The following is a 12,595-nucleotide window of genomic DNA, read 5'->3' on the forward strand; positions in this document are numbered from 1 at the left end:
TTTACACTTCATTTAATCCCTTAGTCGTTTAAATATTTGTGTATAAACATCTATTTATTAAATTTTTTTAAATCCTTTTTTCAGCAGTTCCATCTGCTCACCATAATTTTTTAAAGCTTCATCATAGGTTAAATCTTTTACGAATATTTGAATAAGGTTATCAAAGGTTACAGCTATAATGATTTTTAAAATATGCTGCAATTCTCGGTCCCCTTGTATATTTAAAGTTTCCGTATTCATTAACCCAATGATAGGTAAAAGATGGCTATCCCGATTTTCTTCATAAATGTTCTTCGTAAATGTTTTTTCCGTTTTATAATTCATATTTAAAAAGGCATTTCTAAAAAAGTTTTTGTGTTCTTGATTGGTGTGATTCTGAATCATAAATTGAAATGAATCAATAAATGCTTCGAATACATCTCCGTTTTTCTCCTTTAAAGCTGCAATAAATCGGTCACTATTTTTTTGTGAGGATTGGTTCAACAGATAATAATACAGGTCCTCTTTTTCCTCGAAGTATTGATAAAAACTTCCTCTAGAGATCCCCGCGTCTTTGATGATATTGGCAATGGATGCTTCGTGTAATGGAACTCGAGAAAATTCCCTTTTGGCACATTGAATTAACGTGTCCTGTTTATCTTTCGATAAGTGAAAAAATGTTTTTTTTGGCAAATATGATCCTCCAATCTTAATAAGTGACACCGTGTCACAATTGCTGATTAATGAATTATATATGACACCAATGTCATACGTCAACAATAAAATGACACCGTGTCATATGTGGAAAAAGTTTATCTAAGTTTATTTAACATCCACAGTTAGAGTGATTTTTCAATGAGTATGGCATTAATACCTGATATTACGCAAAAAATGCTGACCGCTCAATTAAGAGGTTTAAAAAAGGATGAGATTGTTGCACGAAAGATTTATAAAGAAATCCCACCCAAAGTGGAGTATGAGTTAACGGCCTACGGGTGGGGATTAAAACCCGCGCTAGACCATTTGTGCTACTGGGGTGAAGAACATCTGGAGAAAGTTCATGGGGTCAAATCCAAGGTTTTGGAAGAGTTTTGAGGCTGTAGCGTAAAAAATCTTCGTGAAAAGCGTGGATACCTACGATTCCTACTTTTTTAAAATTATAAAGGTATTTCAATAAAGTTGAAGAATACCCTATTTAGAGATAGAATATTAATTTTAGAAAGGGAATGAAATGATTAAACGGCTTACTAAGAATATACCGATATGGTTTCTTTTTGTCGGGATAGTGGTATTTATTCTACTGTGTATTAATTTTTTTGAAATGAATACTAGAATTAATATGCTTGCATTGGTAATTTTAAATATTGCTAATACAATTCGATTGTGGAAGAATGAACGTCAGTCAGCAATGATGTTTCTATTGCTGGGTGTTTTGTGTGCGTTCTTTCTTATCAGGTCTTTAATTTTATATTGATTCCGAAGATCGGGAATTATTCATTCATGATATAAGGGCAGTTAAAAAAGCCGATAAACACAACAGCTTCTGTGTGTTTATCGGCTTTCTTATGATGTTCCTTTTCTTAGTAACTCTCCGGCCAATTGTAAAAATTGTGCTTTGGTTAATTTTTTGTCCCCAAAGCTGGAAAGTGTGTAATAGGCATCTTGCTCTTCATTGTACCAGTTTAGGTAATGATAACTTACGGCATTTTTTTTCATACTGTTATAGACAACTTCAGTTCCGGAGACTAAAATTTTGTCCGTTGAATTCTCTTTCTCCTGCTCTACAACCATATTTCCTCCATTCATGAGGATGACAGAAATTCCGATATGGGCCTTTCCTTTTGAATATATTCCGCTAATGCTTAAAGGCTCTGACCATGGTACGGTCTTCATGAACACCTTTTGCCCTGAAGAAGATTTGGCAGCTTGAACTCTAAGATCACTATATACTTTCTGGTAATAGGAGTCTTTCTTTTGCACATCAATTGTTGGAAACTTTGGGTTTATCTTTCCGTACTCGAAGGAATAGCCCATGGCGGTTAGAGGCAGGTTAGGAGCTCCTGTACGTTTGATTTCCTTCAAGAAGTCGGAGTACGAAGTTATTTGCTGTTCTTTATACTCAAAACGTAGTCCAAGCTCTGTAATTTCTGAAATTCTGTCGCTTTTCACAAAAAAAGCGATTAATTCCCCCGGCTTAGCAAAGTCCTGTACCTGGGCAGCAGAATAATCATATACGTTTGCCGTGCCAGTAGCAGGTTCATCCGAAGCAACATGTTGGACCTTAACGACCCCGTCACGAGTAAAGAGCTGGATGTATTCCGAAGCGGCATAAGCGCTGACTGAGATTAGCAAAATGAGGGCGAGCATACCACCCATTGCAACTGTGCTTCTCGTTGTTTTTTTCAAGACCGAATGACGGCGGCTTTCAATTAAAGAGATTCTGCGCATTACCTGGCAGGTGACGTCGATTTCAGGCATCCTCTCGTTGCTCAATGCTTGTTTTAAATCTTGGTATTCATGGGCAACTCTGTTTCGTTCCAAACGAATTCCTCCTTCAATTTCATGGATTTCCGAATCTTCTGCTGGATCCGTTTCATTCTCTTTACAAGCGCATTAGGGTTGACCTTCAAAATGGTGCCGATCTCCGCGAAAGTCTTGTCTTCAAACACCCGAAGTATAAGCAAGTTTCGTTCCTCCAGTGATAATCGAGACAGTGCTGCAGCCCATAGAGGCTTGTACAATATATTATCCAGCTCCTGTTCGTAGCTTATTACAACGGATTCTAAGGAAATAATCTTCAATACATTAAGATAAATACGGCTTCTTCGCAGCAGATTCAGGCAATGATGATAGGCGATCCGATACAGCCAAGCCGAAAAATGATTCTCTTTCTTGTATTGATGCAGCGATTGATAGGCTTTGACCAATACATCCTGTACGGCGTCTTCAGCGTCTTGTCTGTTGCCCAGCAAACGGTAGCAATAGCGGAAAATCGGCTGTTGAAATATCTTGATGATCGTTTCATATTCGTTTGTATTTCCTTGTTGAATGTTGGAGATTAGCGTTTCCACTTCTTCTGAGTTAATGTATTCCTGCGGCGATGCCAACACCTCCTTGACCTTTTATCCCTATAACACTTGAAGACAAAGAAAAGTGCCTCCGAAAAATGATTTTGTTTTCTTATATTTATTCTAGATTTTAGTGGGGAAAAAACGTTAAATTCGTGTATAAGCCGAGCGGCTTAAGTCATATAAACAGAGGACGACACATTGTGGAGAGAAGCCATTCTATTAGTATGATCGGATTTAGTATGGAGATGTTTATTTTAGCCATGGGTGTTATATAACATATTGATGGGACATAGTAAACGTGATTGATATGTTTTCATTCGAGAATTGTTACTTAAACTGAATTACACTAGCTGTAGACTAAAACTCGATAAAACTGTTGGGATTGTTGTTTTAAGGAAGGTCGACTTAGTTAGAAGAGAAGTAGGGGGCGACATGGAAGAACGCACCGATTTTTGAAGTGGACGTATTAAATAAACCCCTATATGTTAGATGTGACTAACAGATTGGGAGAGTAAGAGGTGAAAATCAGCTTCTAGATATAAGGAATATTTTTATGTATCCTCAGGTATTAATTTTAGGATTAACATATTAAAAGAAATACTTTACTTAATTGATTATTGATTGAATACGTTCAGCTGCCTTATAAATTTGTTGGTTAAAATTATTATAGGGCCATGAGCATAAGATGAAAATATTTTGACATCTCAATTTTTATATCGTAATATTACGATATAACGATTCAGGAGGGGTATTTTTGAATACTGAAGCTTTTGATAGCACTAATTTAAAACAGTTCGACGAACCTGCTAATTTACTGAAAGCTTTATCTCATCCGATTCGTCTGTGCATTGTGCGCGGGTTGATGCGAAAAAAGAAATGTAATGTTTCATATATGCAGGAGTGTCTGGACCTTCCCCAATCAACAGTGTCCCAGCATTTGCAGAAGCTACGCAGTGCAGGTATTGTAACGACTGAGCGCAATGGCCTTGAAGTAAATTACGTGCTTGCCGACCAACGGATTGAACAGATGATACCTATTTTGTTTGGAGAGGAAGATTGTGAATCATGAGTAAAAAAGTACTGATTGTGGGCGGAGTAGCGGGTGGTGCATCAGCAGCTGCCCGTCTGCGCCGCCTGGATGAACATGCCGAAATTATCATATTTGAAAAAGGACCCTATATATCGTTTGCCAATTGCGGCTTACCTTATTATATTGGTGGCTCGATCGAGGATCGAGAGCGTTTGCTAGTACAAACTCCCAAAGGTATGGTCGATCGATTTAATATTGATGTGCGTACACGAAGTGAGGTCGTCGCTATTTATCCGCATACTCGTACAGTTCAGGTACAAAGCCAGGAGCGCGGTCAATATGAAGAAAGCTATGACGAATTGATTTTGTCACCAGGTGCCAAGCCAATTATTCCCGATCTGCCGGGTACGGATAATCCACTGATTTATACAGTGCGCAGCATTCCAGATATTGATCGCATCAAGAAGCAAATTAATTCATCTAACAACGCATCATCGATTGTTATAGGCGGAGGATTTATTGGTGTTGAAATGGCAGAAAATTTGAAGGAAGCCGGATTGGATGTAACGTTGGTAGAGGGTAATGGTCAGCTGCTCACCCCATTTGATGTTGAGTTGGCAGCAGCATTGGCACAGGAAATGGAGCAAAATGGGGTGAAGCTGTTGTTTTCCCAGCGGGTTCAGAGCTTTCAGGCACTTGAGCAGGGAATTGGTGTTGAGCTTGCAGATGGTCCTGTTCTGACAGCTGACCTGGTTATTCTTGCGATAGGAGTAACTCCAGATACAGCTTTTCTGAGAAATAGCGGAGTTTCCCTAGGAACACGTGGACATATTATGGTCAGCGAAGCGCTCGAAAGCAGTGTGCCACATATCTATGCTGTTGGCGATGCCATCGAAGTAACTGAAACCATTCATGGCACAAAGACATCTACTCCGCTTGCTGGACCTGCCAACAAACAGGGACGCATTGTTGCAGATCGAATTGCTGGACTAAGTTCCATTTACAAAGGAACACAAGGGACAGCTATTATTAAAGTGTTTGGAATGACCGGAGCAGCTACAGGCAGTAATGAGAAAACACTAAAACGTCTAGGCATCGATTATCGAACTGTAATCGTGCATCCTGCATCTCATGCATCGTATTATCCGGGTTCCAGCGCGATTACTCTTAAACTGCTGTTTACACCGGCAGGTAAAATTTTAGGAGCACAAGCAGTTGGTTATGACGGTGTGGATAAACGGATTGATGATATTGCTGTAGCCATTCATTTTGGGGGTCACATCAAGGATTTGACAGAGCTCGAATTGAGTTACGCGCCACCTTATTCCTCTGCGAAAGATCCAGTTAATATGGCTGGATATGCAGCTGAAAATATCACAGCTGGACGTGTTGAAACGTTCACCTATGATCAGCTAACTGAACGCCAGCCGGAGCAGTCGATATTGCTGGATGTACGCAGTGAGCTGGAGCACCGTAATGGAAATATTCCGGATTCCATAAATATTTCAGTGGATGAGCTTCGTCAGCGGTTAGATGAATTAGACCCAGCCAAAGATATTTGGGTATACTGCCAGGTTGGTCTGCGTGGATATACAGCTTCGCAGATTTTGCGTCAGTATGGCTTTAATGTGAAAAATCTGAGTGGAGGCTATAAAACATACCGCCAAGCACAATTTCAGCCCGCTCCAATTTCTCCCGGAAACGATGAAAAAAATGACGGGCAGGATCAGAACAACAATCCAAAATATACTGTAAAGGAAACAGAGCCTTCCAATCCAATCTCTGCAAAGCCACAGCGTATTGATAACGAGTTGAACGTGTGCGGTTTAAGTTGTCCCGGTCCGCTGATACAACTTAAGCAGAAAATGGATCAACTATCGAATGGCGAGACTTTGCGGGTGAAAGCTTCCGATCCAGGATTTTATGAAGATGTGAAAGCATGGGCAACCATGTCTGGCTCCTCACTCTTACACTTGGAACGATCCAAAGGAGGCACTATTGAAGCTGTAATTGCCAAGAATACCGCGCAGACCGTATCTTCAGCTATGGAAACTCCTAAAGAGGAGCCTGCGAGCACGATGGTTGTCTTCAGTGGTGATCTAGATAAAGCGATTGCTTCTCTTATTATTGCAAATGGGGCAGCGGCAAGTGGACGTAAAGTAACCATGTTCTTCACATTCTGGGGATTGAATATTATCCGTAAGCATCAGCCGCAGCCTGTATCCAAAACAATGATTGGCCGCATGTTTGACATGATGTTACCGCGCGGCAGCCACAAGCTAGGCATGTCCAAAATGAATATGCTTGGAGTTGGCCCAAAGATTATTCGAGGCATTATGAAGAATAATAATGTTGCTTCTCTGGAAGAACTGATGCAGACCGCAACTGCGCAGGGAGTTGAGTTTGTCGCTTGCCAGATGTCCATGGATTTAATGGGGATTCAGCGTGAAGAATTAATGGATTCGGTTAACATCGGTGGAGTGGGTTACTATCTGGGGCAGGCAGCTCATGCAAATCATAATCTATTTATTTAAAATCGGTTTGTTAGTAAACCATTAAATCGTTCAGTGACATGTGTTATCTTAAAAAGCAAAAGCCCCTTCATTGCTGAAGGGGCTTAGATTCGTTTAGTACAATTACCGTTCGATTAAACGTAGTAGGGTATTTATGCAGACTCATTCCCGCCAGTGTTTCCTTCACTTTTAGGTTCCATCAACATGATATGACATTCCTTTTCGGCGGAGGGTTTGATCTCAAGTCCCCTCGGGACAATAAACATCTCATCCTTGGAAATTCTCACCTGACCATCACGAAAATCAATGATCATCTCGCCTTCAATCACGAAAAATAACTTATCGGTTTCGGGATGAACATGCCATTCATAATCGCCAGCAATCTTAACAATTTTAAATTGATAGTCATTCATTTCACCAATTAATTGGGGTGACCAATTATCTTTTATTTTAGATAGTTCCTCGCTTAGTTTAATCGCTTGATAATGGATAGTAAGCCCTCCTTATTTTTCACTTTCGATATAATGCTGCATACGCAACTCAAGACATGATGATGTTTTTCTTGGTCTGCCATAAGTATACTGATTTAATTTTCGCTTTAAAATGGATGCCTGTTGAAGTTAGCATGGATTATTGATGAACTTCCGTCGATATTCAGTAGGAGAAAATCCAAATTGTTTCTTGAACACTTTACTAAAATAAAAAGGGTCAGCAATTCCAACCGCTTGTGCAATTTGCTGTACTGGCACATCACTTGTAAATAGCATTTTTTGTGCAATGTTTATACGGTATTTTAATAGATATTCTGCCGGGCCCATCCCTGCATGTTTTTTGAATACGTAAGAAAGTCGATTTCGATTAACGTTATATTGTTCTGCGAGCGATGTTATGGTAAGGCCATGATAGTAGTATTCATGAATATAATTAGATACCCGTTCGAATAAAGTATGTGATTCACTACTCATTTGCCTATTCGACACACTTATTAAGGCTTCGTTCAGCACACCGCGAAACAGCATTTCAGTCTGAAATTTTGAAATGCCTCCACGCTGATTATACACATGCCAAAGCTGCATAATTAATTCGATAAGACGAGGAGATTGTCCCGTTGATAATTCAAAATGCTGATGGGAAAAACTTGACTCATCTAGTTCTGAGCTACATATACGGTATAAAACAAGGATATATTCCCAATTGGAGTTATCAAACGTTTTTTCATCCAATTTCATTTTTGCACCACCATGCACCACTTTTCCTGGCGAAAGAATATAAGGCGTGTCATTAAATTGAAATTGTATCTTTCCTGTAAGGGGAAACACAAATCCAGGAAAAGAGTCGGTATAGTCAGCATGATTCACTCCTGGATTTGTAGCATATCGATATATTCCCTCTACTTGAAAAGGAATGTGCGCAAAATGTTCTGCTAACTGATTCACGTCTATTTTCACGTTGTGTACCTCATTTCGATAGTAACTCACTCCACATTATTGATAACAATTCTCATTGTCAACCTATTTAAACAATAGTTTCATCGATGTTGAAACTTTAGCTTATGCGAACTATAGCTAAATAAAATGAAGAAGGCAGACGATCAAACGTGATCGTCTGCCTTCTTTGGGTTCAACGTTCTAATTACATGAAATTCAAAAGTTTTGTCTTTAGGAAAAGACTTATCTTAATAATTTTCTCCGCGATAATAGCGCTCCAGTTTGTGATCCAAATGAACGAGCTGCGCTTTTTTCTCCTCGATATCTTCCAGCAACTTTTGCCTTTGATCTTGAATCAGTTTGGTTCTTTCCGGCAGAGTCGAGGTTCCTTCATTTACTTTGTCATAATACGTTTTGATATCCTCCACACTCATCCCGGTTTCGCGAAGACATTTGATAAAAACCAGCCAGTTCAGATCATCTTCCGTGTAAAGACGGTTATTCTGCTCACTTCGCGCAGCAGGCGTCAACAGTCCCTTTCTTTCGTAAAAGCGTATCGCGCCAATATTGATACCGACTTTCTTCGCTACTTCTCCAATCGTTAACATGCTAACCCTCATTTATCGAAATTTATAGTTGACCTACACTAAGTGTAGCATAGTAACTTATGTATTGTTAATGAAATCAAATTAGAGAAAAGAGGATTCACATGAAGAAAACCGCTTTTGTAACTGGAGCAAATAAAGGAATCGGATTCGAAATCGTTAAGCAGTTAGGACAAGCCGGCTGGAAAGTCGTCCTTGGTGCACGCAGCGTTGAACGAGGCGAAGCGGCTGTTAGCGAGTTAACTTCTGAGGGGTTAGACATAGAATTTGTGCAAATTGACATGAGTGACTTGGAAACTATCGAAAGGGCAGCCGATATGATTGCCAAGAATTATCCGTACTTAACACTTTTGATCAATAATGCGGGTATGCCGGGTGCTTTCGCCCGTTCTTTTACAGATACCAAAGAAGAGAATCTGAGGAACGCTTTTGAAGTCAACTTTTTCGGAACCTTTCGTCTGAACCAGCGTTTGTTCCCGTTAATCAAAAACAACGAAGGCACAATCGTTAATGTATCGACCGACATGGCTTCTCTGGATCATATGCAAAATGCGGGATTTGCTTTAAACGCTTTCGATTATAACTCATCCAAAACGGCCAACAATGCTATGACAGTTTCGATGGCTTATGAACTTAAAAGCAGCAGGGCTCAAGTATTTGCGGTAACGCCTGGATTCACATCAACAGACCTTAATGGTAATGCTGAAGGCGGTAAATCAAAAGAAGCAGCAGCTGCGATTATCGTGGGTTATGCGACAGATGGAAAACATCATAACGGCGAATTCTTGAATGAGCAAGGCGTGTACGCCTGGTAATCCACATCTGCAAAGCAATGGTATCCAAATGTATTTTGGTTAGAGTAACATTCAACGGCTAATCAAAGGGGTAAAATAGCGCGAGTTAATTTGGAAGGACAAGAACGAAGTGTTAAAACGCTTTGTCATTATGTTGTGGTAAAGCTATATACTCGTTAAGTAACAGACATATTAAGCCGGGGCACCCGCTTAGTATGTCTGTTTTTCCGTAATCCTCCAGCTAATTCTTGTTATTTGCAAGTTAATGTTTTATATTGACATGAGAGTAGGTCAAAAATAAAAGAGGTGAGCGGACGAGATGACTCCACGCACAAAAGAACAAAACGAAGAGATCCGGCTGCGGCGCCTGGCGCAAATCCGTAAAGCCGCTGCCGATGTGTTTTTGAATAAAGGGTCTTTACTCGAAATCCGAGATGTGGCCATTGAGGCGGGACTCGGATATGGCACGGTATACCATTATTACAGCAATAAAGGCGATTTGCTCCATGATCTGCTGTGGGATGCGTTGGAGCGGGCCGGGGGAGAACCGGCAGCCCCACACGCTTCGAATTCGGGGGATGAGCCAGCGAATGGGCCCCTCGCCTTTGCTTCTGCGGCAGATACTAGCAACTTAGCTGTCGCGGATTTCCAAAGCGGAAGCCACGAAACGACAGCTTCCGCAGAACTTGGCCCCGTCGCTGCAGCCAGCGTGCGGTTGCTGCAGCTTTGGGCGGAGGACCATGCCATATACCTGCTGTATAAGCTGGCTCTTGAGGGTTTTGCCTCACTACCTCAAGCACGCTCGACCAAGCTCACGGCTGCTTTTCAGGATGAGGTGCTTGCTCCGTTTGCTGCGCTGATGGACACCGGGCGTGCGGCGGACGAGGATGCTGCTTCCGACAGAAACGCGGTGGAGCAGCCGTATCGGCTGCATCGCGCGGAAATGCTGTTGGCAGCCTTAGTTGGCTGCGCCTCGCTATCGATGCGTCGCGAAAAGCTGCACGAAGAGGCAAGGGATATCGTCCGGTTTTTAAAATTATAGGATGCCTAAGGAGTGAATAAACAAAAGATGATCATTATAAAATCACCTAGGGAAATTGAAGAAATGAAGCCGGCGAGCCAAATCGTTGCGGACTGTTACCGCGAGGTGACCAAACTAATCGAGCCTGGCATCACCACACTAGAAATCAATGATTTTGTTGCCAGGCACATCACCAAGCTGGGTGGCAAGCAGTTTACGAAAGGCTATAATGGTTTCCCCGCCGAAACCTGCATTTCGATCAACGATGTGGTGGCCCACGGCATTCCTTCGAAACGGGTAATCATGGATGGAGACTTGCTAAAACTCGACATCGTCGTGGAATACGGGGGATGGTTCGGCGATTCGTGTGTGAGCTATGCGGTAGGCAATATTCGGCCGGAAGTGCAAAAATTAATGAAGGTGACAAAGGAATGCTTGGATCTGGGTATTGCCCGGGCTATACCCGGGGGCCGGCTCGGCGACATAACATCGGCGATTCAAAAGCATGCGGAAGCGCATGGGTATTCGGTCGTACGCGATCTGTTGGCGCACGGGATCGGGCGGAGCCTGCACGAGGAGCCGACCTATGAGCATATCGGCGTAGCTGGCAAAGGCATTCGATTAAAGGAAGGCATGGTGTTTACGATTGAACCGATGATCAACGAAGGTACGTTCCGTATCACGATCGACGACGATCAGTGGACGGCGAGAACGGCCGACGGCAAGTTATCGGCACAATATGAGCATACAATCGCAATCACGTCGGATGGACCGCTGATTTTAACGGCTCAGTAATAGTAAATTTACGAATCTAAGAAAACCGCATTGTTATGCGGTTTTTTTATTATGACTTGGGTATCATGTCCAGGATAGCGCAATTGTTAAGTGTTAATATCATTAGTAATATAGAAGAATACTAGCCATACTTAATACTTAAGTTACATGGGGATTTCTTACAAGGAGGCAACTTGCAATGCATTATGACGTAATTGTAATAGGAGCAGGTTCAATGGGGATGGCGGCGGGTTATTTTTTATCCAAGAGTGGGAAAAGTACACTATTAATAGATTCCTTTAACCCGCCCCATAACAAAGGCAGTCATCACGGAGAGACAAGAATCATTCGGCACGCGTATGGTGAAGGTGAAAATTATGTTCCGTTAGCGCTCAAGGCTCAAGAATTATGGAATGACTTACAGAAAGTGTCGGGAAAACAATTATTTCTCCCTACCGGGGTTATAAACGTGGGTTACGAGAAAACAGATTTTATCCAAAATATCATTTCAAGCTCAAAAACCTATTCATTGCCACTGGAGATTTTAGATTCCATTGAAGTAAATAAGCGCTGGCCTGGCATCAATTTACCGAACAATTACATTGGTTGCTACGAACCAACCTCAGGAGTGCTGAAATGTGAGGAATGCATTGAAGCATATCGAGAACTCGCACAGCAAAACGGAGCTACCATCATAACCAATAGTAAAGTAATAGAAATCATGGTTCATGATGATAAAAGAGTTACCATCAAGACCGAAGATCATACTTTTAGTGCTAATGCGTTAGTAGTTTCAGCAGGGGCCTGGTCAGGAAGTCTCCTTTCCATGTTGGATCTACATCTTCCTCTTAATCCTATTAGAAAAACATTTGCCTGGTTTGATACTAAAAATGATTTATATGATCATAAGGAGTTTCCAGCCTTTTCGTTTGAAACATCTCACGGGCATTATTATGGTTTCCCAAGCATCGATGGTTCCGGATTAAAATTAGGCCGACATGATGGAGGAGATACAATCGATCCAGATGAAGCCATCCTGGGATTTGGTGAACTAGAGGAAGACACGACAGATTTAAAACAATTTTTACAACACTATATGCCCTTTGCACAAGAATTGAAGTTCGGTAAAACGTGTATGTATACAATGACTCCTGACGAAGATTTCATTATCGATACACATCCTAACTATCCTAACGTTGCCATTGCATCAGGTTTCTCAGGACATGGCTTTAAATTCAGTAGTGTAGTTGGACAGATTTTAAGTGATTTGATTATATCAGGGAAAACGGAACATAATATTTCTCCATTTTCAATCAATCGATTTTAAGAATCCATTCAAGAGAAAATTTATGTGCTGCCACTCGCATGCAGTCCGAAAACA

Annotated in this window: 12 protein-coding genes and 1 pseudogene; 7 read left to right on the plus strand and 6 right to left on the minus strand. The window is 41.3% G+C overall.

From position 1 onward, the window contains the following. Window positions 1-57: 57 nt before the first annotated feature. Window positions 58-672 (minus strand): TetR/AcrR family transcriptional regulator, encoded by a 615-nt coding sequence (locus gpAD87_RS08520; RefSeq protein ID WP_064637495.1) that lies wholly within the window; start codon window positions 670-672, stop codon window positions 58-60. Between the two features lie 174 nt (window positions 673-846). On the opposite strand from gpAD87_RS08520, the pseudogene gpAD87_RS08525 reads away from it, so the two are divergent. Then, a pseudogene (locus tag gpAD87_RS08525) lies at window positions 847-1,074 on the plus strand (winged helix-turn-helix transcriptional regulator); the annotation flags it as partial. A gap of 468 nt (window positions 1,075-1,542) precedes the next feature. Here gpAD87_RS08525 and gpAD87_RS08535 read toward each other — a convergent pair. Together gpAD87_RS08535 and gpAD87_RS08540 are read right to left on the minus strand one after the other, a co-directional pair. Further along, entirely contained in the window at window positions 1,543-2,520 is a 978-nt protein-coding gene (locus tag gpAD87_RS08535) for a hypothetical protein (RefSeq protein WP_064637499.1), read from the minus strand. Next, window positions 2,481-3,086, minus strand: coding sequence for an RNA polymerase sigma factor (locus gpAD87_RS08540; protein WP_064637501.1), 606 nt, complete (start codon window positions 3,084-3,086; stop codon window positions 2,481-2,483). Before gpAD87_RS08540 ends, gpAD87_RS08535 begins: the two co-directional genes overlap by 40 nt. Before the next feature lie 718 nt (window positions 3,087-3,804). On the opposite strand from gpAD87_RS08540, the gene gpAD87_RS08545 reads away from it, so the two are divergent. Both gpAD87_RS08545 and gpAD87_RS08550 read left to right on the plus strand, forming a co-directional pair. Continuing rightward, entirely contained in the window at window positions 3,805-4,119 is a 315-nt protein-coding gene (locus tag gpAD87_RS08545; RefSeq protein ID WP_064637503.1) for an ArsR/SmtB family transcription factor, read from the plus strand. Beyond that, window positions 4,116-6,614, plus strand: a complete 2,499-nt coding sequence (locus gpAD87_RS08550) for a DsrE/DsrF/DrsH-like family protein (RefSeq protein ID WP_064637504.1) — start codon at window positions 4,116-4,118, stop codon at window positions 6,612-6,614. Before gpAD87_RS08545 ends, gpAD87_RS08550 begins: the two co-directional genes overlap by 4 nt. A 131-nt stretch (window positions 6,615-6,745) precedes the next feature. Here the strand turns inward: gpAD87_RS08550 and gpAD87_RS08555 are convergent, their stop codons facing one another. From gpAD87_RS08555 to gpAD87_RS08565, 3 genes are all read right to left on the minus strand, one after another. Further along, window positions 6,746-7,084 carry a cupin domain-containing protein gene (locus tag gpAD87_RS08555; RefSeq protein WP_064637506.1) on the minus strand — a complete coding sequence of 113 codons (339 nt, stop codon included), beginning with the start codon at window positions 7,082-7,084 and terminating at the stop codon, window positions 6,746-6,748. A gap of 129 nt (window positions 7,085-7,213) precedes the next feature. Then, complete coding sequence (locus gpAD87_RS08560) at window positions 7,214-8,041, minus strand: AraC family transcriptional regulator (RefSeq protein ID WP_064637507.1); 828 nt, start codon at window positions 8,039-8,041, stop codon at window positions 7,214-7,216. A 227-nt stretch (window positions 8,042-8,268) separates the two neighbouring features. Further along, complete coding sequence (locus gpAD87_RS08565; protein WP_064637509.1) at window positions 8,269-8,628, minus strand: MerR family transcriptional regulator; 360 nt, start codon at window positions 8,626-8,628, stop codon at window positions 8,269-8,271. 101 nt (window positions 8,629-8,729) lie between these two features. On the opposite strand from gpAD87_RS08565, the gene gpAD87_RS08570 reads away from it, so the two are divergent. From gpAD87_RS08570 to solA, 4 genes are all read left to right on the plus strand, one after another. Next, a complete protein-coding gene (locus tag gpAD87_RS08570) occupies window positions 8,730-9,440 on the plus strand; it encodes an SDR family NAD(P)-dependent oxidoreductase (RefSeq protein WP_064637511.1) in 711 nt (236 codons plus the stop codon). A 298-nt stretch (window positions 9,441-9,738) separates the two neighbouring features. Beyond that, window positions 9,739-10,461, plus strand: coding sequence for a TetR/AcrR family transcriptional regulator (locus gpAD87_RS08575; protein WP_064637512.1), 723 nt, complete (start codon window positions 9,739-9,741; stop codon window positions 10,459-10,461). A gap of 27 nt (window positions 10,462-10,488) precedes the next feature. Next, the gene (gene map, locus gpAD87_RS08580) at window positions 10,489-11,235 is read left to right on the plus strand and encodes a type I methionyl aminopeptidase (protein ID WP_064637514.1); all 747 of its coding nucleotides are present in this window, start codon (window positions 10,489-10,491) and stop codon (window positions 11,233-11,235) included. A 178-nt stretch (window positions 11,236-11,413) separates the two neighbouring features. After that, a complete protein-coding gene (solA, locus tag gpAD87_RS08585; RefSeq protein WP_064637516.1) occupies window positions 11,414-12,541 on the plus strand; it encodes an N-methyl-L-tryptophan oxidase in 1,128 nt (375 codons plus the stop codon). Window positions 12,542-12,595 lie beyond the last annotated feature (54 nt).

Origin of the sequence: Paenibacillus sp. AD87 (assembly GCF_001659845.1) — a bacterium.
GTDB classification, from domain to species: Bacteria; Bacillota; Bacilli; order Paenibacillales; family Paenibacillaceae; genus Paenibacillus; species Paenibacillus marchantiae.

Coding starts and splice junctions, on each gene's coding strand:
- gpAD87_RS08550 (WP_064637504.1), top strand. CDS start 4,116: ATGAGTAAAAAAGTACTGATTGTGGGCGGAGTAGCGGGTGGTGCATCA.
- gpAD87_RS08565 (WP_064637509.1), bottom strand. CDS start 8,628: ATGTTAACGATTGGAGAAGTAGCGAAGAAAGTCGGTATCAATATTGGC.
- gpAD87_RS08570 (WP_064637511.1), top strand. CDS start 8,730: ATGAAGAAAACCGCTTTTGTAACTGGAGCAAATAAAGGAATCGGATTC.
- gpAD87_RS08575 (WP_064637512.1), top strand. CDS start 9,739: ATGACTCCACGCACAAAAGAACAAAACGAAGAGATCCGGCTGCGGCGC.
- map (WP_064637514.1), top strand. CDS start 10,489: ATGATCATTATAAAATCACCTAGGGAAATTGAAGAAATGAAGCCGGCG.
- solA (WP_064637516.1), top strand. CDS start 11,414: ATGCATTATGACGTAATTGTAATAGGAGCAGGTTCAATGGGGATGGCG.